Genomic DNA, 19,675 nt, shown 5'->3' with positions numbered 1-19,675 from the left:
GAACGAGTGACGCACGGGGCCCTCCTGCTCCGCCGCCGGGTGCGGGACACTGTCCACAGGCCACCTCTACGATCCGTGGGGAAGGTCTGCCGAAAGGTCTGCGAAAGGTTCTGCGGAAGGTCTGTGAGAGGTGACACTCGTCCACAGGGCAGAGAAGGGGAACCAGCCGATTTCCCGACGCGTGGATACGATCAGTAAGCAGTACCAGGACGACAACGACGGAGGAGGTGCCCCATGGGAGTCCTGAAGCGGTTCGAGCAGCGACTCGAAGGTCTGGTCAACGGCACCTTCGCCAAGGTCTTCAAGTCCGAGGTCCAGCCCGTCGAGATCGCCGGCGCGCTCCAGCGCGAGTGCGACAACAACGCGACGATCTGGAACCGCGAGCGGACCGTCGTCCCCAACGACTTCATCGTGGAGCTGAGCGCGCCGGACTACGAGCGCCTCAGCCCCTACTCGGGTCAGCTCGGCGACGAGCTCGCCGGTCTGGTCCGGGACTACGCCAAGCAGCAGCGGTACACCTTCATGGGCCCGATCAAGGTCCACCTGGAGAAGGCCGACGACCTCGACACCGGTCTGTACCGGGTGCGCAGCCGTACGCTCGCGTCGAGTTCGTCACAGTCGCCGCAGCCCCAGCAGAACGCTCCGGGCGGCCACCCGCAGGGACCGCAGGGTCACCAGCAGCCGGCCCGCGGCGGCTACGGCTACCCGCCCGCCGGTCCGCCGGCCGGCGCCCCGCCGATGCCGGTGTCCCCGCCGCCGGGTGCTCCGGCGATGCCCGGTCACCGTCCGACGGCTCCGGCCGCGGCCCGCCCCGGCGGTCCTGCGGCGGCGCCCGCCTCGGGCGGCCAGGTGCGCCGTTGGATCGAGATCAACGGCACCCGTCATCAGATTTCCCGCCCGACTCTGGTCCTCGGCCGCAGCACCGACGCGGACGTGAGGATCGACGATCCCGGCGTCTCCCGCCGGCACTGCGAGATCCGGACCGGAACGCCCTCGACGATCCAGGATCTCGGGTCCACCAACGGCATCGTGGTGGACGGGCAGCACACCACCCGCGCTACGCTCCGCGACGGCTCGCGGATCGTCGTGGGCAGCACCACCATCGTTTACCGGCAAGCCGAAGGGTGAAGCGGGGGCAATGTCAGAGCTGACCCTGACGGTCATGCGGTTGGGTTTCCTGGCCGTTCTGTGGCTGTTCGTGATCGTGGCCGTCCAGGTCATCCGCAGTGACCTGTTCGGCACGCGGGTCACCCAGCGCGGTTCGCGCCGCCAGGAGGCGCGTCCGCAGCAGAACGCGCGCCAGGCGGCGCCGCCGCAGCAGCGCGGCCAGCAGCAGGGCGCGGCCGGCGGCGGTGGCGGGCGGCAGCGCCGTGGCGCCCCGACCAAGCTGGTCGTCTCCGAGGGCACCCTCACCGGCACGACGGTCGCCCTTCAGGGGCAGACCATCACGCTGGGCCGGGCCCACGACTCGACGATCGTGCTGGACGACGACTACGCCTCCAGCCGGCACGCCAGGATCTACCCGGACCGGGACGGCCAGTGGATCGTCGAGGATCTCGGGTCCACGAACGGCACGTATCTGGACCGGACCCGTCTCACCACCGCGACGCCGATTCCGCTGGGCGCGCCGATCCGTATCGGCAAGACCGTCATCGAGCTTCGGAAGTAGTGCTACATCATGAATGAGCGCGAGGGCGGGTACGGGCTCCCGACCGGAGGGTGGGCAGTGTGGCTCGAGACCGACGGCACCCCGAGGCGGCGCCGACAGGGCAGGTGGGCATGAGTCTGTCTCTGCGTTTCGCCGCGGGCTCGCACAAGGGCATGATCCGCGAGGGCAACGAGGACTCCGGCTATGCCGGTCCCCGGCTGCTCGCCATCGCCGACGGCATGGGCGGCCAGGCCGCCGGTGAGGTCGCCTCGTCCGAGGTGATCTCCACGCTGGTGACGCTCGACGACGACGTCCCCGGTTCCGACATCCTCACCTCGCTCGGTACGGCGGTGCAGCGCGCCAACGACCAGCTGCGGATGATGGTCGAGGAGGACCCGCAGCTGGAGGGCATGGGCACGACGCTCACCGCCCTGCTGTGGACGGGCCAGCGCCTCGGCCTGGTGCACGTCGGCGACTCGCGCGCGTATCTGCTGCGCGACGGGGTGCTGACGCAGATCACGCAGGACCACACCTGGGTGCAGCGGCTCGTCGACGAGGGCCGGATCACCGAGGAGGAGGCGACGACGCATCCGCAGCGTTCGCTGCTGATGCGGGCGCTGGGCAGCGGCGATCACGTCGAGCCCGATCTCTCCATCCGCGAGGTGCGGGCGGGCGACCGCTATCTGGTCTGCTCCGACGGTCTGTCGGGCGTGGTCTCGCACCAGACGCTGGAGGAGACCCTCGCCAGCTACCAGGGTCCGCAGGAGACCGTGCAGGAGCTGATCCAGCTCGCGCTGCGCGGCGGCGGCCCGGACAACATCACGGTGATCGTGGCCGACGTCCTGGACGTCGACGGCGGCGACACCCTCGCCGGTCACCTCAGCGACACCCCTGTGATCGTGGGCGCGGTCGCCGAGAACCAGGCGCAGCTGAACGACGGCGGTGCGATGCACACGCCCGCGGGCCGTGCCTCCGGGCTGGGCCGGCCGGCGCCGCACCAGCAGCCGCCGGCGGGCGGTTTCGGTCCGCCCGGCAGCGGTGACGACCACGGTTACGGCGGGATGCCCCCGCAGGGTTCCTTCGGCGCGTACGTGGACGCCGACTACGACGATTTCGACAAGCCGCGGTCCGCGGGCCGCCGGTGGCTGAAGCGTTCCTTCCTGCTCGTGCTGGCGCTCGCCGTGGTCGGCGGCGCGCTGTACGGCGGGTGGCGCTGGACGCAGACGCAGTACTACGTGGGCTCGAAGGACGAGCATGTGGCGCTGTACCGGGGCATCAGCCAGGACCTGGCGTGGGTGAAGCTCTCGGAGGTCGAGAAGGACCACCCCGAGATCGAACTCAAGTACCTGCCGGAGTACCAGCGCAAGCAGGTCGAGGACACCATCGCCGGTGGCAGCCTCGGCAAGGCGCAGACGAAGATCTCCGAGCTCGCGGTGCAGGCCTCGGCCTGCAAGAAGACGGAGGAGCGCCACAAGGCGGCCGCCGCAGCCGCGGACAAGGCGAGCACGCCGTCCGCCACGGAGGGCAACGCGTCGCCGAACCCCACCAAGCCCAATACAGCCGCACCGTCCCCGGGTCCGACCCTGTCGGCGGAGGAGCAGAAGCTGGCCTCGAACTGCGGCAAGCAGTAGGCAGACCCGTAGGGGGCCTTTCACCACCATGAGCGTTGTCACCAACACGACCACGATCGGCGCCATCGAGGCGCCGAGCCGCCGGAACACCGAGCTGGCGCTGCTGGCGTTCGCCGTCGCCATCCCGGTCTTCGCGTATCTGAACGTCGGTCTGGCGATCGACGGCAAGGTGCCGCCCGGCATGCTCGGTTACGGGGCGGGCCTGACGCTGCTCGCGGGCGTCGCGCACCTGGTGGTGCGCAAGTTCGCCCCGTACGCGGATCCGCTGCTGCTGCCGCTGGGCACGCTGCTCAACGGGCTCGGCCTGGTGCTGATCTGGCGTCTCGACCAGTCCCCGCGGCTGATCCAGCGGGCGACCAACCTGTACGGCTCGTTCAGTCCGGACGCGCCGAAGCAGATGCTGTACTCGGCGATCGGCATCGCCATGTTCGTGGGCGTGCTCCTGGTCCTGAAGGACCACCGGGTGCTCCAGCGCTACACGTACATCTCGATGGTGGCGGCCCTGGTGCTGCTGCTGCTGCCGCTGGTGCCGGGGCTCGGTTCGGATGTCTTCGGCGCCAAGATCTGGATCAACGTCGCCGGTTTCTCCATCCAGCCCGGTGAGTTCGCGAAGCTGGTCCTGGCCGTGTTCTTCTCCGGCTATCTGATGGTGAAGCGGGACGCGCTGGCGCTGGCGAGCCGCCGGTTCATGGGGCTGTATCTGCCGCGTGGGCGCGACCTGGGCCCGATCGTGACGATCTGGGCGGTCAGCCTGCTCATCCTGGTCTTCGAGAACGACCTCGGTACGTCGCTGCTGTTCTTCGGCATGTTCGTGATCATGCTGTACGTGGCGACGGAGCGGACCAGCTGGATCGTCATCGGTCTGCTGATGTCGGCGGGCGGCGCGGTGGTCGTCGGCTCGACCGCGAGCCATGTGCAGTCGCGTGTGGCGGCCTGGCTCGACCCATTCGAGTGCCTGAAGACGGCCCCCCCGAACGGCAACATGGCCAACGCCTGTGACCAGATGACGCAGGTGCTGATGTCCTTCGGCTCCGGCGGCATCCTGGGCACCGGTCTCGGCCAGGGCAACTCGGACCTGATCGGCTTCGCCGCGAACTCGGACTTCATCTTCGCCACGGTCGGCGAGGAGCTGGGCCTGGCCGGCGTCATGGTCTTCCTGCTGCTGTACGGCCTGATCATCGAGCGCGGTGTGCGCACCGCCCTCGCGGCCCGCGACCCGTTCGGCAAGCTGCTCGCGATGGGCCTGTCGGGCGCGTTCGCGCTGCAGGTCTTCGTCGTCGCGGGCGGTGTGATGGGGCTCATCCCGCTGACCGGTATGACGATGCCGTTCCTCGCCTACGGTGGTTCGTCCGTGATCGCCAACTGGGCGCTGATCGGCGTCCTGATCCGGATCAGCGACACCGCGCGCCGCCCGGCGCCCTCCCCCGCCCCGAACCCCGACGCCGAGATGACGCAGGTGGTCCGTCCGTGAACAAGCCCCTGCGCCGGGTCGCGATCTTCTGCGGCCTGCTGGTCCTCGCCCTGCTGCTGCGGGACAACTGGCTCCAGTACGTCCGTGCCGACGAGCTCAACGCGCACCCGAAGAACAAGCGGGTGCAGATCGAGCGCTACTCCAACGAACGCGGCAACATCATCGTCGACGGCAAGCCGATCACCGGCTCCGTCGACTCCGGTGACAACTTCTACGCGTACAAGCGGACGTACGTCGACGGCCAGATGTGGGCGCCGGTGACGGGCTACGCCTCGCAGGCGTTCGACGCCAACCAGATCGAGAAGATCGAGGACGGCATCCTCACCGGCAACGACGACCGGCTGTTCTTCGACCGCACGCTCTCCATGTTCACCGGGGAGAAGAAGAAGGGCGGCGACGTCGTCACCACCCTGAGCGGGGCGGCGCAGAAGGCGGCCTTCAAGGGCCTCGGCAGCAAGACGGGCGCGGTCGTCGCCATCGAGCCGTCGACGGGCAAGATCCTGGCGCTGGCCTCCACCCCGTCGTACGACCCGGGTTCCTTCGCCGGCTACCACGACAAGGACGCCAAGGCGTGGCAGGCGCTGGAGAAGGACAAGAACAAGCCGAAGCTGAACCGCGCGCTGCGTGAGATCTACCCGCCCGGCTCCGTCTTCAAGGTCGTCACGGCCGCGGCGGCGCTGGAGAGCGGCAAGGTCACGGACATCAACGCGGCGACGGACACCCCCGACGGCTGGAAGATCCCGCTGTCGACGGTGCCGATGAAGAACCACGCGAGCGGCTGCACCAACGCCAGCCTGAACGAGGCGCTGCGGGTCTCCTGCAACTCGGTCTTCGCGAAACTGGGTGACGACGTCGGCCGGGACAAGATGGTCGAGATGGCGGAGAAGTTCGGCTTCAACGCCGAGCAGTTCACGCCGGTGCGTTCGGCCGCGTCCGTGTACGACAAGAAGTCCGACCGCGGTGGCAACGCGCTGTCGTCGATCGGCCAGTTCAACACGGCGACCACGCCGCTGCAGATGGCGATGGTGACGGCGGCGATCGCCAACGACGGCAAGCTGATGAAGCCGTACATGATCGACCAGCTGCGCGCGCCGAACCTGGACATCATCAAGAAGACCGAGCCGGAGGAGCTGAGCCGTCCGGTCTCGCAGCGGACCGCGCAGCAGCTCCAGGCGATGATGGAGAACGTCGTCGAGAAGGGCACCGGCGGCAACGCGGCCCTGGACATGGACGGCGTGAAGGTCGGCGGCAAGACGGGTACGGCGCAGCACGGCGAGAAGAACGCCAAGCGGCCGTACGCGTGGTTCATCTCCTACGCCAAGACCGACCAGGGTTCGCCGGTCGCCGTGGCCGTCGTCGTGGAGGACTCGGCGGGCACGGACCGTGAGGACATCTCGGGTGGCGGCCTCGCGGCGCCGATCGCCAAGGCCGTGATGAAGGCGGTACTCAAGAGCAGGAGCTGAGCCGATCCCGGGGTCCGGGGCCGTGTACCGGTCGGGTATCAGGTGGCGGCCGACGGACGAAGCGCCGCCTCGCGGCCGGTAGCGTATGCGCGAACAGCACACACCGCCGGACCACACACGGGTGCGGTCGGGACAGACGGAGAGGGCTGGAGAAGCTATGGAAGAGCCGCGTCGCCTCGGCGGCCGGTACGAGCTGGGCTCGGTGCTCGGCCGTGGTGGCATGGCCGAGGTGTACCTCGCCCACGACACCCGGCTCGGCCGCACCGTCGCCGTGAAGACGCTGCGGGCGGACCTCGCCCGTGACCCGTCCTTCCAGGCCCGGTTCCGCCGGGAGGCCCAGTCCGCCGCCTCGCTCAACCACCCGGCGATCGTCGCGGTCTACGACACCGGCGAGGACTACGTCGACGGCGTCTCCATCCCGTACATCGTGATGGAGTACGTGGACGGCTCGACCCTGCGTGAGCTGCTGCACTCCGGGCGCAAGCTGCTGCCCGAGCGCACGCTGGAGATGACCGTCGGGATCCTCCAGGCGCTGGAGTACTCGCACCGCGCCGGGATCGTGCACCGGGACATCAAGCCGGCGAACGTGATGCTGACCCGTACCGGTCAGGTCAAGGTCATGGACTTCGGCATCGCGCGCGCCATGGGCGACTCGGGCATGACGATGACGCAGACGTCCGCGGTGATCGGCACGGCCCAGTACCTCTCCCCGGAGCAGGCCAAGGGCGAGCAGGTCGACGCCCGCTCCGACCTGTACTCCACCGGCTGCCTGCTGTACGAGCTGCTGACGGTCCGGCCGCCGTTCATCGGCGACTCGCCGGTCGCCGTCGCGTACCAGCACGTGCGGGAGGAGCCGCAGCCGCCGAGCGTCTTCGACCCCGAGATCACGCCCGAGATGGACGCCATCGTCCTGAAGGCGCTGGTCAAGGACCCCGACTACCGCTACCAGTCCGCCGACGAGATGCGGGCCGACATCGAGGCCTGCCTCGACGGCCAGCCGGTCGCGGCGACCGCCGCCATGGGCGCGGTCGGGTACGGCGGGGGCTACGGCGGCTATCCGCCGGAGGACCAGCCGACGACGGCCCTGCGCCAGGCGGACCCGGCGGGCCAGACGACGATGCTGCCGCCGATGAACCCGGACGACGGCTACGGCGGCTATGACGACCGCCCGGACCGGCGCCGCCAGAAGAAGTCCAACACCTCGACGATCCTGCTGATCCTGGCGGGCCTCCTGGTGCTGGTGGGCGCGATCTTCATCGGTGTCTCGGTCTTCGACAAGAAGGACGGCCCGCAGCAGGTGCCGGTCCCGCAGTTCGTCGGCAAGACGCTGAAGGAAGCGGAAGGCCTCGCACCGAACTCGCAGGTGAAGGTCGCGCAGACCGGCACCGAGCGCTGCGACCAGCCGAAGGGCGCGATCTGCAGCCAGACTCCGGCGTACACGCCCACCGCGAAGATGAACGTCAACGAGACGATCTCCGTCGTGGTCTCCGAGGGCGCGCCGAAGGTCGAGGTGCCGGACGTCGTCGAGAAGCAGCAGGCGAGCGCCGAGGAGGTGCTGCGCGGCAAGGGCTTCCAGGTCGTCACGCAGACCGAGGAGTCCGACGAGGAGCCGGGCAAGGTCCTGAAGCAGGACCCCGAGGGCGGCGCACAGGCGGAGAAGAACTCGAAGGTCACGATCACCGTGGCCAAGAAGCAGAAGTCGCAGCTTCCGGACGTGACGAGCCGCACGTACGACGTCGCGGTCCAGCAGCTCCAGGTGCTCGGCTTCACGAACGTCTCGCGCCAGGACGTGGACAACGACCAGCCCGCGGGCACGGTCGTCGACCAGAGCCCGAAGGGCAACACGGACCAGCCCAAGGACGTGCAGATCGTCCTGAAGGTGTCCAAGGGCCCGCAGCAGCAGACGCTGCCGATCCCGTCGGTCGTCGGCATGACGATCGACCAGGCCAGGGCCACGCTGACGGCGCTCGGCTACTCGCTGGGCAACGTCGACGGCCCGGCGAGCGGCGACGCCAAGATCAAGGAGCAGGACCCGCAGCCCGGCACGCAGGGCCAGCCGAACCAGGCGGTCAACGTGAAGACGGAGAAGGACGGCAACGGCGGCGGCGGCTGGTTCGGCTAGGACCCCGCACCGCATGAGTAAGCCCCGCCATCCTGGATGCCGGGGCTTACGTCGTTCTCCGCGCGGGAGCGGTTCAGCGCAGCTCCGCCGGCGGGGTGCGCTGCGCGTCGACCTTCTCGGTGCGCTCCAGCTCGCCCCAGACGATGTAGCGGTAGTCCGAGGTGTACATCGGGGTGCAGGTCGTCAGGGTGATGTAGCGGCCGGGGCGGGTCTTGCCGGACTCCTTGGGGATGGGCTGGAGGACGTCCACGTTGTACTTCGTGGTCTCCGGGAGCGTCTTGTAGACCTTGTAGACGTACCAGGTGTCCTTCGACTCGAAGACGATCGAGTCGCCGTTCTTCATCTTGTGGATGTTGTGGAACTTGGCCCCGTGCCCGTCGCGGTGCGCGGCGAGGGTGAAGTTGCCCTGCTTGTCCTGCGGCAGCGCCGACTTGATCGGGTCGGTGTAGTAGCCGGCGACGCCGTTGTTGAGGACCTCGGTGTCGGTGCCCTTCTTCACGAGGACCTCGCCGTTGCCCATGGCCGGGACGTGCAGGAAGCCGATGCCGTCCTTGGTGTCGAGGGCGCCGGGCCCGCTGTCGGCCCAGTGGTCGCGGACCTGGTCGCCGTCCTTGTCGGCGGCGCGGTCGGCGAGGACGTTGGTCCACCACAGCGAGTAGACGACGAAGAGACCGAGCACCAGGCCGGCGGTGATGAGGAGCTCACCGAAGACGCTGATGAAACCGGCGATCCGGTTGCGCGCACGTGCTGCCACTAGGTCGTCCCGTCGAGAAGTGGGTGGGTCTCCGTGGGGTTCAGCCTACGAGCGCGGCCGGCTTCCCCTTGCTGCGCGGGCGTTCGTCGACCAGCTTTCCCCACACGATCATGCGGTACGTGCTCGTGAACTCGGGCGTGCAGGTGGTCAGGGTGATGTAGCGGCCCGGCTTGGTGAATCCGGAGCCCTTCGGCACGGGGTCGATGACGGAGACGTTCGACGGCGAGGTCTGCGGGAGGATGCTCGCCATCGCATACGTGTAGTACGCGTCCTGCGTCTCGACGACGATCGGGTCGCCCGGCTTGAGCTGGTTGATGTAGCGGAACGGCTCGCCGTGGGTGTTGCGGTGTCCGGCGACGGCGAAGTTGCCCTGCTTGTCGGCGGGCATGGCGGTCTTCAGCTTGCCCTCGCCGTAGTGGCCGACCATGCCCTTGTCGAGGACCTTGGTCTTGCTGATGCCCTCGGCGATGGGGGCGACCACGTCCAGCTTGGGGATGTACATGATGGCGAAGCCCTGCCCCGGCTCGAAGGCCTCGGGCTGGCTCGCGCCCTGCGACCAGGAGTTCTCGATCTGCGCCTTGGCCTGGTCGGTCTCCTGACCGGCGCGGACGTTCGTCCACCACAGCTGGTAGGTGACGAAGAGCAGCATGACGACGCCGAAGGTGATGAAGAGTTCGCCGACGGCCCGGCTGAGGACGACGCCGACGCTGTCCTTGGCGGCGCGGGCCGCCCGCCGTGCCTCGACCCGGGAGAGCGGGGCGGCGGGCTGCGGCGCGGCGGCGGCGGGCTCGGGGGCGCGCCCCTTGCGCCGGGCGGCACGGCGCCGCTCGGCCCGGCCGGGCCCGGGCAGCGGTGCGGTGCCCTCCTCGACGGGGCGCGGGGGCGTCGGCTCGTCGTACGCAGGCTCGTCGTAAGCCGGCGCTTCGTCGTAGGCAGGTGCTTCGTCGTAGTCCGGCGCTTCGTAGGCCGGCGCGTTGTAGCCCGCCTCATAAGACCCCGCGTAAGCCGCCTCGTACGCCTCCTGAGGCGCTCTCTGAGGCGTCTGGGGCCCCTGGGTGGCCTCATAGGTCCCGGGGGCCGGTATCGCCGCGTAGACGGCCGTCTCGGCCTCGTACGCGGGCGGTACGGGTCCGGGTCCGTAGCCGGGCGGGGGTACGGGTCCGGGGGCGGGGGTCCGCTGGGGGTCCGGCTCGTCCTCCGGCCGGTTCGTCGCCCGGAACCACGGCGACCCGGTCGTCACGCGACGGCCTTGCCCACCACCGGCGCGAGGCCCGCCGACCGCGCGACGGCCCCCTTGTCGCCGCACTGCTCCAGCCAGTTGGCGAGCATCAGGTGGCCGTGCTCGGTGAGCACCGACTCCGGGTGGAACTGCACGCCCTCGACCGGCAGTTCGCGGTGCCGCAGCCCCATGATGATGCCGTCCTCGGTGCGCGCGGTGACCTCCAGCTCGGCCGGCAGGGCCGCGGGCTCGGCGGCCAGCGAGTGGTAGCGGGTCGCGGTGAACGGCGAGGGCAGCCCCTGGAAGACGCCCTTGCCCTCGTGGCTGACGGGCGAGGTCTTGCCGTGCAGCAGCTCGGGCGCGCGGTCCACGACCCCGCCGTAGGCGACGGCCATGGACTGCATGCCCAGGCAGACGCCGAAGACGGGCACCCCGGTAGCGGCGCAGTGGCGCACCATGTCGATGCAGACACCGGCCTGCTCGGGCGCGCCCGGCCCGGGCGACAGGAGCACGCCGTCGAAGCCGTCCTGGGCGTGACTCAGCTCGACCTCGTCGTTGCGGCGCACCTCGCACTCGGCACCGAGCTGGTAGAGGTACTGGACGAGGTTGAAGACGAAGCTGTCGTAGTTGTCGACGACGAGAATGCGCGCGCTCACTGGCCGTCCACCGTCACATCGTTGAACGGAAGCAGCGGCTCCGCCCAGGGGAACACGTACTGGAAGAGGGCGTAGACGACCCCGAGGACGAGCACGACCGAGATCAGTGCCCTGATCCAGGCGTTGCCCGGCAGATGCCGCCAGATCCATCCGTACATGACGTCCGCCGCCCCTTCCGTTCGTTACGGGGACCAGAGTACGGGGCGCGGGCCCGCTGGGGGGTCAGCTGTCCAAAGCCTGTGGACGGCCGTCGGTCACGGGCTGGGTGGCGTCGAGGTGGGCCCAGGCGATCAGGCGGTGGCTGCTGCCCCACTCGGGGTCGCAGGTGGTGAGGGTGAGGTAGCGGCCGGGGCCGTCGAAGCCGGACTTCCGGGGGACGGGGTCGATGACGCCGATGTCGGTGGGCACGGTCCGGTACGGCTCGCGGTCGATCCGGTACGTGTACCAGGTGGTGCCGTCGGTGAGGACGACGGCGTCGCCGGGGCGCAGCCGGGGGAAGTCCTTGAAGGGGTCGCCGTAGGTGCGCCGGTGTCCGGCGACGGCGAAGTTCCCGGTGCCGCCGAGGCGGGCGGTGCCGGTGTAGTGGCCGAGGCCCTTCTTGAGGGTGCCGGTCGAGGTGCCCTCCAGGACGGGCCACTCCCAGTCCTTGCCGAGCCTGGGGACGTACATGACGGCGAAGCCCTTGCCCGTGGTGTACGGCTTCGGGGGCGCCGCCGCGCGGGGGGCGCCTGCCGCCGCGACCGGGCGGTCGACCCACTCCCGCTGGAGGGTGTCGAGCTGGCCGGCGGTGGCGCTGCCGGCCTGCACCCCGGTCCAGTACAGGACGTAGACGACGAAGAGGACGATGAGCGCGCCGACGGTGACGCACAGCTCGCTGAGGCTCCGTACGGCCAGGTGCAGGGCCCGTCCCCCGGCCGGTCGTGCGGCAGGCCGCACCCTCGTTCCCGCCGTCACGGCACCCCGGCTCCCCCCGGTCTGCTGACCGGGTCAGTTCACCGGCTTCGCGTAGTGGAGGTCCACTGTGCCCGAGTAGCCGGGCAGAGTCACCGCCTTGTGCTCGTCGACTTTCCAGCCGAGCCCGTAGGCCTTCACGTACAGCTGGTAGTTCTGCAAGGCGGGGGAGTCAACGAGGGCCTTGTTCAGCGTGGAGCGGTCACCGACGGCGGTGATCTTGTAGGGCGGCGAGTAGACACGGCCCTGGAGGATCAGGGTGTTGCCGACGCAGCGGACGGCGCTGGTGGAGATCAGCCGCTGGTCCATGACCTTGATGCCCTTGGCGCCGCCCTGCCACAGCGCGTTGACGACGGCCTGGAGGTCCTGCTGGTGGATGACCAGGTCGTTGGCCTGCGGCTCCGGGTAGCCGGGGGCGGCCTGGGCGTTCGGCGGGGCGTCGTCGAGGGTGACCGTGACGCCGGCGCCGGACGTCGCCGCCGTGCCCGCACCGGCCTCCAGGGCGCGCAGCCGGGCGTCCTGCGCCTTGGTGGAGCCGTCGTCGCGGGCGGCGAGGGCGTCGACCTGCTGCCGCAGGGCGGCGGTGGTCTCGTCGAGGCCCGCGTTCTTGTGGCTGCGCTCCTCGATCAGGTCCGAGAGCCTGAGCAGGGAGGCGTCGGTGCGCAGATTGGTGCCCTTGGCGGTGTTGAAGCTGGTGACGAAGATCAGTCCGGCGAGGGCGAAAACGGCAGCGGTGAGCACCCGGACGGGGCGCCACCTCCTGGTTCGGCCCGGCCCTTCGGGAGTGTCGGCGGAATTGCTCAACGTACCCTGATCCCCTTCGGTGCCGCGGAACCACTACGCTAACGGACGCCCGGGGGACGCAGTGGTCCTCCTGCGTCACATCCCGGCGCCAGCCACAGTTCCCTGCGCGGTCACGCAGCGCATCGACAGGAGAGTCCCTCGTGCCGAAGTCACGGATCCGCAAGAAGGCCGACTACACGCCGCCGCCCGCCACCAAGCAGGCCGCCTCCATCAAGCTGACCAACCGCAGCTGGGTGGCGCCCGTGATGCTGGCGCTCTTCGCCATCGGTCTGGTGTGGATCGTGGTCTTCTACGTCACCGACGGCACGCTGCCGGTGAAGTCCATCAACAACTGGAACATCGTGGTCGGCTTCGGCTTCATCGCCGCGGGGTTCGGCGTCTCGACGCAGTGGAAGTAGCGGCTCGCCCGCCACTCGTCAAGCTCTGCCCTGAGGTTATCCACAGCGTTGTGCACAGCACTGGATAACTTACGAAGATCTGTGGATAACTCCCACGGTGTTGACGCCGGTACGACCGCGAGAACACCGGCCCGGGAACTCCTCGCCCCCCGCCTCCGAGCAAAAGCACCAGCTCAGAGGCGGGGGGCGTAGTCATGTCCAGACCAACGCGACGCGATGGCCACGGATTGTGGATAACTCTGGGGAAAGCTCGGTCCGAGCCCCGTCCCCCGCTCCTCCACAGGGTGCTCCGCTCAGGTGAGCGCAGCGGTCCGGTAGAGCACGAGCCCCAGGTCGATCAGCAGCACCAGGCCGCAGATCCCGTACTGCACCAGCTCCCGCCGGGCCCGCGGCGCGTGCACCATCGCGTACGTCACCAGCGCTCCGCCGACGAGACCGCCGACATGGGCCTCCCAGGAGATCCCCGGTCGGGTGAACGTCAGCAGCAGCGAGAGGGCCACGAAGAGGAAGACCGGCCGCATGTCGTAGCGCCGCCGGCGGGCGAGCACCACCCAGGAGCCGATCAGGCCGTAGACGATGCCCGAGGCGCCGAGCGAGGCCTGGTTCGGGGCGTCGACGAGATAGACCAGCACGGAGCCCGAGAGGCCCGAGAGCAGGCAGAGCAGCGTGTAGCGGAGGCGGCCGAGCTCCGGCTCCACGATCCCGCCGATGACCCACAGGCCGATCATGTTGAAGAGGAAGTGCGGGATCTCCTGGTGGAGGAAGGCCGAGGTCAGCAGCCGGTACCACTCGCCGTCCGCGACCCCGACGACCTCGCCGAGCAGCGGGTTGTAGGCGTAGCCGATCATCAGCAGCTGGTCCGTGAACCGGTCGCCGAGCACCTGGACCGCGATGAACAGCGCCAGGTTGATCGCGATCAGGATCTTGGTGACGAAGCGCCCGTCGGTCGCCACCCGGCCGCCGGCGAGCGTCCTGGGCCGGTTGGCGTCGGGGGCGTGACCGGTGCCGGAGCCGTTGCGCACACAGTCGGGGCACTGGAAACCGACCGACGCGGAGACCATGCACTGCGGGCAGATCGGCTTCTCGCAGCGGGTGCAGCGGATCCCGGTCTCGGTGTCCGGGTGGCGGTAGCAGCGCGGCAGACCGGACTGCGGGTCCATGAGGCGTCCTCCCGAGGACGAGGCGACTGGGGCTGAAGCGACGGGGCGAGAGCGGCGCGAGCGTCAACAGAGCGCCCCGCCCTCCTGACGGACGGGCGGGGCGCCAAGGTTCCCGTACGGGGTACGGGCAGATGTGCGGGCAGCTGTACGGGCAGCCGTACGAGCCGCGGTCAGCGCTTCTCGACGACGACCGTCTCGATGACGACGTCCTCGACCGGGCGCTCCGTGCGCGGGTTGGTCTCGGCGGTCGCGATGGCGTCCACGACCTGCTTGCTCGCCGCGCCGACGACCTCGCCGAAGATCGTGTGCTTGCGGTTGAGCCAGGTCGTCGCGCCGACCGTGATGAAGAACTGCGAGCCGTTGGTGCCCGGTCCCGCGTTGGCCATCGCCAGCAGGTAGGGCTTGTCGAAGAAGAGCTCGGGGTGGAACTCGTCGGCGAACTCGTAGCCCGGTCCGCCGGTGCCGTTCCCCAGCGGGTCGCCGCCCTGGATCATGAAGCCCTTGATCACCCGGTGGAAGACCGTGCCGTCGTAGAGCGGGGCCGTGGTGACCGCGCCGGTCGCCGGGTCCGTCCACTCGCGCTCGCCCTGGGCGAGTTCGACGAAGTTCCTGACCGTCTTCGGGGCGTGGAACGGCAGCAGCCGAATCTCGATGTCACCCTGGCTGGTCTTCAGAGTCGCGTACAGCTGCTCGGCCACGATCCGCCTTCCTCCACCTGTGCACCGGCGCGTCCGCGCCCGTGGGTCCGATCCTCGCATGCCCCGGATGCCCGCCCCGCATGCCGGACGGCGGTCGGACAGGCATGATTCCGAAAAGGATGGAAAGGTGAAAAACCGACATCGCCACCGAGGAGGAGGAATCCTGTGACCCGCATGGACAGCGTGCGCGCCGCGACAGATTCGGCGAAGGAGAGCGTGCTGCACGCCGCGGAAGTGGTGGCGCCGTACGCGGAGACGGCCAGAGACCAGGCCGTTCAGTACGCACAGGAGGCGCGCGACAAGCTGGGCCCGAAGGTCTCCAAGGCCGCGTCGCAGGCCCGCGCTCAGGCGCGTCAGCAGTACGCCTGCCATGTCGCACCGCATGTACCGCCGCGGGTCGACGAGGCCGCGCATCGTGCGGCGGCCGTGACCCGCAAGGCCGCCCGTCAGGCGACCGACTACACCGTGCCGCGTGTCGAGCACGCGGTCGCCGCGACCACTCCGGTCCTCGAGGAGGCCGGGTCGCGTTCGACTGCCGCCTGGGCCGCGCTGCGCGGTCAGGTGACGCCGAGGGACATCGAGAAGATCGTGAAGCAGCACGAGCGTCGGGCCAGGGCCGGACGCGTCGCCAAGGGACTCGCGGTCCTCGGCGTGCTGGCGGTGGGCGCGTTCTGCGCCTGGAGGTGGTGGGACAAGCAGGCCAACCCCGACTGGCTGGTCGAGCCGCCCGCTCCCACCGAGGTGGACGAGGAGACCGGGCTGTCGTCCGTCGACGACGGCGGTGCGTCACTCGATCCCGAGGTGGCGGCCAAGGAGGCCGACGCGGAGGCCACGGACCGCGACGAGGAGCGTCGCTGATCGCCGGCCTGTCGCCGTGCGGGACACGCACGGACGCGAGGGTGCGCGCGGGACATCCCGCCGCGCCCTACGCGGCCGGGACGGCCTGCGCGGCCTGCGCGGCGGCCTTCGTCTTGAGCGCCGCGCCGGTCAGGTCGGCGAGACCGTCGGCGCGGTCGGTGCGGTCGGTGCCGTAGCCGCCGTGGCGGCCCGCCGGGTCGGTGCCGGCCGTGGCGTCCGCGCGGAGGTGCCGGACGGCGGGCGAGGAACCGTGCGCCTCGGCGCCGATCCGCTGCTTGATGGTCGGCGGCAGCGCGTTGCCCCGCGCCGTACGCCACTGATGGCTCCGCTGTGCCGGTACGGAGACGGCGGGACGCGCGGCGGAGGCCGCGGCGGCGCCACCGGCGACGGCCGGCTCCTCGCCCTGCTGGAGGGCGGGCTGCTGGGCGGCGGTGGCGGGGCTCGCCAGGCCGAGGGAGGCGAGCAGGGCGAAGAGGACGGAGATGAAGGCGGTCCAGAACTGCTTGACCTTGGCAGTGGCCATGACCCCTCACTTTCGTGACGTTATGGGTGGTATCCGATTTCTCGGATGGTTCATTTCGGATTGCGCGCTTTTCGTACCTTCCTCATGATGTGTACGGGCGCCGGGATTCCCCGGAGCGACGCCGCGTCCGCGCAGTTCTTCCGATGAACACCACTCGTCCGGCTCAGCGGGCGCCGGCCGGCTCCGCCGCGCCCAGGAGCTCCGCGGCCGCCCGGGAGCGCTCCGCCCAGCGCACCGCCGGCTTCGTCGCCAGGCCCGCGACCAGGAAGATCCCGCCCAGGACCAGCCAGCCGGCCACGCCCCAGCCGATCAGGAGCGTGGTGACGAGCAGCGGCCCGAGCGTCCTGGCGACCGGCACGCCGGTGCCGTAGAAGCCCTGGTACTGCCCGATCCGGTCGGCCGGCGCGAGCCCGAGCCCGATCTGCCACGAGCCCGCGGAGTGGCGCATCTCGGCGATCACCTGGAGGACGGCGCCCAGCACGAGCACCGCGACCGTCGGCCAGGGCCCGAATCCGGCCGCCGTCACCGCGAACACCGCGCACGAGGCGAGCATCACCAGGCTGGAGCGCCCCACCGCCCGGGTGGCCTCGGGCAGTCCGGTCACCGAGCGCGCGGCGCGCACCTGGAAGAGCATGACCACGCCGGTGTTGAGCACGAAGAGCGCCGAGACCGTCCAGCCGGGCGCCGTCGTGCGCTCCACGATCCACAGCGGCAGGGCCAGGCTGAGCAGCGGCAGCCGGAGCAGCAGCAGCGCGTTGAGCAGGGTGAGCAGGGCGTACGGGCGGTCCCGCAGCACCACGAGACGCGCCGTTCCGCCGGACGCGGCCCCGGTGCCCGGCAGCGGCGGGAGGCCGCGCAGCACCAGGGCGCAGACGAGGAAGCCCACGGCGTCGAGGGCGAAGACGGCGAGGTACGCGCCGCGCGTGCCGGCGTGCAGGGCGAGACCGCCGAGCGCGGCGCCGACGGCGAGCCCGGCGTTGAGGGTGGCCTGGACCCTGGCGAGCATCCCGACCCGCTCGGCCGGCTCGACGAGCCCGGCGAGCAGCGCCTGGCGGGCGGCGGCGAGCCCGCTCTGGGCCGTGGCGTACACCGCGGCGGCGATCAGGAACGGCACCAGGGAGCGGATGAGCAGGAAGGAGGCGACGGCCCCCGAGGTCGCCAGGGCGAGCAGTACGGAGGTGCCGCGCGGCCCGCGCCGGTCGGCGAGGTGCCCGAGCGGCACCCCGGCGACCGAGCCGATGCCCCAGGCGAGCGCGAGCCCGGCGCCGATCTGGGCGGCGGAGAGGCCGACGACCAGGGAGAAGTAGAGCGCCGAGGTCACATAGAAGGCGCCGTCGCCGACGGAGTTGCTGAGCTGGGCGAGGAGCAGTGCCCGGTGGGTGCGCGCGGTGGTCCTGGGGGTCTTCGGCATGGACACGACGTTAGAACCTGGTGGCCCACGGTTCCTGGTCCATTCACCCTCGCCGTCACTGGGCCAATCGACCCTCGGATGGAGCCCATGAGAAAACCCCTCCCGGCCCACGTACACGCAGGTCAGAAGGGGTTTTCCAGAGGACTTCCGGAGTGGAGCCTAGGGGAGTCGAACCCCTGACATCTGCCATGCAAAGACAGCGCTCTACCAACTGAGCTAAGGCCCCGGAATGACAACAGAGTACCGGGTCACCCCCCGTATCCCGCAAAAGGATTGGGACTCCCCGTCGGCGACCACGCTCCGTAAGATGCTGATCGAGGTTCGCAGTGGCGAACCGCAGGGATGGGGAGAAGTAATGGATACAGCGCAGCAGGAAGCCACGGCCAGAGCCCGGGAGCTTCAGCGCAGTTGGTACGGGGAGCCGCTGGGGGCGCTCTTCCGTCGTCTGATCGACGATCTCGGGCTGAATCAGGCCAGGCTCGCGGCCGTGCTCGGTCTGTCGGCACCCATGCTCTCCCAACTGATGAGCGGCCAGCGGGCCAAGATCGGCAACCCCGCCGTCGTGCAGCGCGTCCAGGCCCTCCAGGAGCTCGCCGGCCAGGTCGCCGACGGCAGCGTCAGCGCCGCCGAGGCCACCGACCGGATGGACGAGATCAAGAAGTCCCAGGGCGGTTCCGTCCTGACCGCCGGCGGCCAGGCCACGACCGGCGCGGGGGCGCCGACCGTGCGCCGGGTGGTCCGCGAGATCCAGTCGCTGCTCCGCTCGGTCTCCGCGGCCGGCGACATCATCGACGCGGCGGACTCCCTCGCCCCGGCCCACCCCGAACTGGCAGAGTTCCTCCGGGTGTACGGCGCCGGGCGCACCGCGGACGCGGTCGCGCACTACGAGGCGCACCAGAACTGACGCCGGACGGCAGGGGGGCGGGCGCGGCGCGATGGGGGAGGTCTTCGCCGGCCGGTACGAGCTGATCGACCCGGTCGGACGCGGCGGGGTCGGCGCGGTCTGGCGCGCGTGGGACCACCGGCGGCGCCGTTACGTGGCGGCCAAGGTGCTCCAGCAGAGCGACGCCCACACCCTCCTGCGCTTCGTCCGCGAGCAGGCGCTCAGGATCGACCACCCGCACGTCCTCGCCCCGGCCAGCTGGGCCGCGGACGACGACAAGGTCCTCTTCACGATGGACCTCGTGGCGGGCGGCTCGCTGGCCCACGTCATAGGGGACTACGGCGCCCTGCCGCCCCGCTTCGTGTGCGTCCTGCTCGACCAGCTGCTGGCCGGGCTCGCGGCGGTGCACGCGGAGGGGGTCGTGCACCGTGACATCAAGCCCGCCAACATCCTGCTGGACGCCACCGGAGCCGGACGGCCGCACCTGCGGCTGTCCGACTTCGGCGTCTCGATGCGCAAGGGCGAACCCCGGCTCACCGGGACCGACTACGTGATGGGCACGCCGGGTTACTTCGCACCCGAGCAACTCCGGGGAGCCGAACCGGACTTCTCCGCCGATCTGTTCGCCGTCGGCCTGGTCGCGCTCTATCTGCTCCAGGGCCGCAAGCCGGACTCCCGGGCCCTCGTGGCGCACTTCCTGGCCCACGGCACGCCGGGCGCCCCCCAGGGCATCCCCGAGCCCCTGTGGCAGGTCCTGGCCGGACTGCTCCAGCCCGATCCCCAGGCCCGGTTCCGTACGGCCACGGGCGCGCGCAAGGCACTGCACGCGGCGATGGAACTGCTGCCCGCGCCCATGGGCGCGGACGAGCCCGTCGAGATCTTCGATCAGATAGGGCCGCTCCCCATCGGCTTCGGCCCGGACGGCCCCGAGACGACCCGCCTCCCTCTGCCGCCGCCTCCTCCCCCTGCGTACGCGCCCGCGCACGCCCGCCGTCCCGGCCCGCCCCCGAAGGTGGCCGTCCCGG

Annotated in this window: 19 protein-coding genes, 1 tRNA gene and 1 pseudogene; 10 read left to right on the top strand and 11 right to left on the bottom strand. The window is 70.4% G+C overall.

Translation table 11 applies throughout. From position 1 onward, the window contains the following. Positions 1 to 234 precede the first annotated feature (234 nt). The 6 genes from ABTZ54_RS08000 to pknB all read left to right on the top strand — a co-directional run bounded on the left by ABTZ54_RS08000 (position 235) and on the right by pknB (position 8,335). Positions 235 to 1,128, top strand: a complete 894-nt coding sequence (locus ABTZ54_RS08000) for an FHA domain-containing protein (protein ID WP_351658483.1) — start codon at positions 235 to 237, stop codon at positions 1,126 to 1,128. A gap of 10 nt (positions 1,129 to 1,138) precedes the next feature. Further along, positions 1,139 to 1,669, top strand: coding sequence for an FHA domain-containing protein FhaB/FipA (locus ABTZ54_RS07995; protein ID WP_351658481.1), 531 nt, complete (start codon positions 1,139 to 1,141; stop codon positions 1,667 to 1,669). Between the two features lie 110 nt (positions 1,670 to 1,779). Further along, positions 1,780 to 3,279, top strand: a complete 1,500-nt coding sequence (locus ABTZ54_RS07990) for a Stp1/IreP family PP2C-type Ser/Thr phosphatase (protein WP_351658479.1) — start codon at positions 1,780 to 1,782, stop codon at positions 3,277 to 3,279. Positions 3,280 to 3,307: 28 nt separating this feature from the next. Next, a complete protein-coding gene (locus ABTZ54_RS07985; protein WP_351658477.1) occupies positions 3,308 to 4,750 on the top strand; it encodes an FtsW/RodA/SpoVE family cell cycle protein in 1,443 nt (480 codons plus the stop codon). Further along, positions 4,747 to 6,213 (top strand): peptidoglycan D,D-transpeptidase FtsI family protein, encoded by a 1,467-nt coding sequence (locus ABTZ54_RS07980; protein WP_351658475.1) that lies wholly within the window; start codon positions 4,747 to 4,749, stop codon positions 6,211 to 6,213. Before ABTZ54_RS07985 ends, ABTZ54_RS07980 begins: the two co-directional genes overlap by 4 nt. Positions 6,214 to 6,370: 157 nt before the next feature. Continuing rightward, positions 6,371 to 8,335 (top strand): Stk1 family PASTA domain-containing Ser/Thr kinase, encoded by a 1,965-nt coding sequence (pknB, locus tag ABTZ54_RS07975; RefSeq protein ID WP_351658473.1) that lies wholly within the window; start codon positions 6,371 to 6,373, stop codon positions 8,333 to 8,335. A 73-nt stretch (positions 8,336 to 8,408) separates the two neighbouring features. Here the strand turns inward: pknB and ABTZ54_RS07970 are convergent, their stop codons facing one another. From ABTZ54_RS07970 to ABTZ54_RS07945, 6 genes are all read right to left on the bottom strand, one after another. After that, positions 8,409 to 9,089, bottom strand: coding sequence for a class E sortase (locus tag ABTZ54_RS07970; protein WP_351658471.1), 681 nt, complete (start codon positions 9,087 to 9,089; stop codon positions 8,409 to 8,411). A gap of 40 nt (positions 9,090 to 9,129) precedes the next feature. Next, on the bottom strand, positions 9,130 to 10,329 hold the full coding sequence (locus ABTZ54_RS07965) for a class E sortase (protein WP_351658469.1): 1,200 nt from the start codon (positions 10,327 to 10,329) through the stop codon (positions 9,130 to 9,132). Next, entirely contained in the window at positions 10,326 to 10,964 is a 639-nt protein-coding gene (locus ABTZ54_RS07960; RefSeq protein WP_351658467.1) for an aminodeoxychorismate/anthranilate synthase component II, read from the bottom strand. Before ABTZ54_RS07960 ends, ABTZ54_RS07965 begins: the two co-directional genes overlap by 4 nt. Further along, complete coding sequence (locus ABTZ54_RS07955; protein ID WP_351658465.1) at positions 10,961 to 11,122, bottom strand: hypothetical protein; 162 nt, start codon at positions 11,120 to 11,122, stop codon at positions 10,961 to 10,963. Before ABTZ54_RS07955 ends, ABTZ54_RS07960 begins: the two co-directional genes overlap by 4 nt. A gap of 64 nt (positions 11,123 to 11,186) precedes the next feature. Then, complete coding sequence (locus ABTZ54_RS07950) at positions 11,187 to 11,900, bottom strand: class E sortase (RefSeq protein ID WP_351658463.1); 714 nt, start codon at positions 11,898 to 11,900, stop codon at positions 11,187 to 11,189. A gap of 51 nt (positions 11,901 to 11,951) precedes the next feature. Continuing rightward, a complete protein-coding gene (locus tag ABTZ54_RS07945; protein WP_351658461.1) occupies positions 11,952 to 12,719 on the bottom strand; it encodes a DUF881 domain-containing protein in 768 nt (255 codons plus the stop codon). A gap of 140 nt (positions 12,720 to 12,859) precedes the next feature. Between ABTZ54_RS07945 and crgA the strand changes: the two genes are divergently transcribed. Continuing rightward, positions 12,860 to 13,117, top strand: a complete 258-nt coding sequence (crgA, locus tag ABTZ54_RS07940) for a cell division protein CrgA (RefSeq protein WP_046908700.1) — start codon at positions 12,860 to 12,862, stop codon at positions 13,115 to 13,117. Positions 13,118 to 13,410: 293 nt separating this feature from the next. On the opposite strand, the gene ABTZ54_RS07935 is transcribed toward crgA, so the two are convergent. Together ABTZ54_RS07935 and ABTZ54_RS07930 are read right to left on the bottom strand one after the other, a co-directional pair. Further along, on the bottom strand, positions 13,411 to 14,277 hold the full coding sequence (locus ABTZ54_RS07935; protein ID WP_351658459.1) for a rhomboid family intramembrane serine protease: 867 nt from the start codon (positions 14,275 to 14,277) through the stop codon (positions 13,411 to 13,413). A gap of 170 nt (positions 14,278 to 14,447) precedes the next feature. Beyond that, complete coding sequence (locus tag ABTZ54_RS07930; protein WP_351658457.1) at positions 14,448 to 14,975, bottom strand: peptidylprolyl isomerase; 528 nt, start codon at positions 14,973 to 14,975, stop codon at positions 14,448 to 14,450. 165 nt (positions 14,976 to 15,140) lie between these two features. Between ABTZ54_RS07930 and ABTZ54_RS07925 the strand changes: the two genes are divergently transcribed. After that, the gene (locus ABTZ54_RS07925; RefSeq protein WP_351658455.1) at positions 15,141 to 15,833 is read left to right on the top strand and encodes a DUF5324 family protein; all 693 of its coding nucleotides are present in this window, start codon (positions 15,141 to 15,143) and stop codon (positions 15,831 to 15,833) included. A gap of 67 nt (positions 15,834 to 15,900) precedes the next feature. Here the strand turns inward: ABTZ54_RS07925 and ABTZ54_RS07920 are convergent, their stop codons facing one another. From ABTZ54_RS07920 to ABTZ54_RS07910, 3 genes are all read right to left on the bottom strand, one after another. Then, complete coding sequence (locus tag ABTZ54_RS07920) at positions 15,901 to 16,356, bottom strand: DUF6344 domain-containing protein (protein WP_351658454.1); 456 nt, start codon at positions 16,354 to 16,356, stop codon at positions 15,901 to 15,903. A gap of 163 nt (positions 16,357 to 16,519) precedes the next feature. Beyond that, positions 16,520 to 17,767 (bottom strand): MFS transporter, encoded by a 1,248-nt coding sequence (locus ABTZ54_RS07915; RefSeq protein WP_351658452.1) that lies wholly within the window; start codon positions 17,765 to 17,767, stop codon positions 16,520 to 16,522. A 153-nt stretch (positions 17,768 to 17,920) separates the two neighbouring features. Further along, positions 17,921 to 17,993, bottom strand: a tRNA-Ala gene (locus tag ABTZ54_RS07910). 129 nt (positions 17,994 to 18,122) lie between these two features. On the opposite strand from ABTZ54_RS07910, the gene ABTZ54_RS07905 reads away from it, so the two are divergent. Both ABTZ54_RS07905 and ABTZ54_RS07900 read left to right on the top strand, forming a co-directional pair. After that, positions 18,123 to 18,671: a helix-turn-helix domain-containing protein gene (locus ABTZ54_RS07905; RefSeq protein WP_351658450.1), complete on the top strand. Its 549-nt coding sequence runs from the start codon at positions 18,123 to 18,125 to the stop codon at positions 18,669 to 18,671. A 31-nt stretch (positions 18,672 to 18,702) separates the two neighbouring features. After that, positions 18,703 to 19,668, top strand: a pseudogene (locus tag ABTZ54_RS07900) (serine/threonine-protein kinase); the annotation flags it as partial. Between the last annotated feature and the right edge of the window lie 7 nt (positions 19,669 to 19,675).

It is taken from the genome of Streptomyces sp. NPDC094032 (genome assembly GCF_040303965.1).
Taxonomy (GTDB): Bacteria; Actinomycetota; Actinomycetes; order Streptomycetales; family Streptomycetaceae; genus Streptomyces.
This window is presented reverse-complemented; position numbering and strand designations above follow the sequence as displayed.

What these genes read in the sequence shown, in the direction of transcription:
- ABTZ54_RS08000 (WP_351658483.1), top strand. Translation starts at nt 235, where the DNA reads ATGGGAGTCCTGAAGCGGTTCGAGCAGCGACTCGAAGGTCTGGTCAAC.
- ABTZ54_RS07995 (WP_351658481.1), top strand. Translation starts at nt 1,139, where the DNA reads ATGTCAGAGCTGACCCTGACGGTCATGCGGTTGGGTTTCCTGGCCGTT.
- ABTZ54_RS07990 (WP_351658479.1), top strand. Translation starts at nt 1,780, where the DNA reads ATGAGTCTGTCTCTGCGTTTCGCCGCGGGCTCGCACAAGGGCATGATC.
- ABTZ54_RS07985 (WP_351658477.1), top strand. Translation starts at nt 3,308, where the DNA reads ATGAGCGTTGTCACCAACACGACCACGATCGGCGCCATCGAGGCGCCG.
- pknB (WP_351658473.1), top strand. Translation starts at nt 6,371, where the DNA reads ATGGAAGAGCCGCGTCGCCTCGGCGGCCGGTACGAGCTGGGCTCGGTG.
- ABTZ54_RS07955 (WP_351658465.1), bottom strand. Translation starts at nt 11,122, where the DNA reads ATGTACGGATGGATCTGGCGGCATCTGCCGGGCAACGCCTGGATCAGG.
- ABTZ54_RS07935 (WP_351658459.1), bottom strand. Translation starts at nt 14,277, where the DNA reads ATGGACCCGCAGTCCGGTCTGCCGCGCTGCTACCGCCACCCGGACACC.
- ABTZ54_RS07920 (WP_351658454.1), bottom strand. Translation starts at nt 16,356, where the DNA reads ATGGCCACTGCCAAGGTCAAGCAGTTCTGGACCGCCTTCATCTCCGTC.
- ABTZ54_RS07915 (WP_351658452.1), bottom strand. Translation starts at nt 17,767, where the DNA reads ATGCCGAAGACCCCCAGGACCACCGCGCGCACCCACCGGGCACTGCTC.
- ABTZ54_RS07905 (WP_351658450.1), top strand. Translation starts at nt 18,123, where the DNA reads ATGGATACAGCGCAGCAGGAAGCCACGGCCAGAGCCCGGGAGCTTCAG.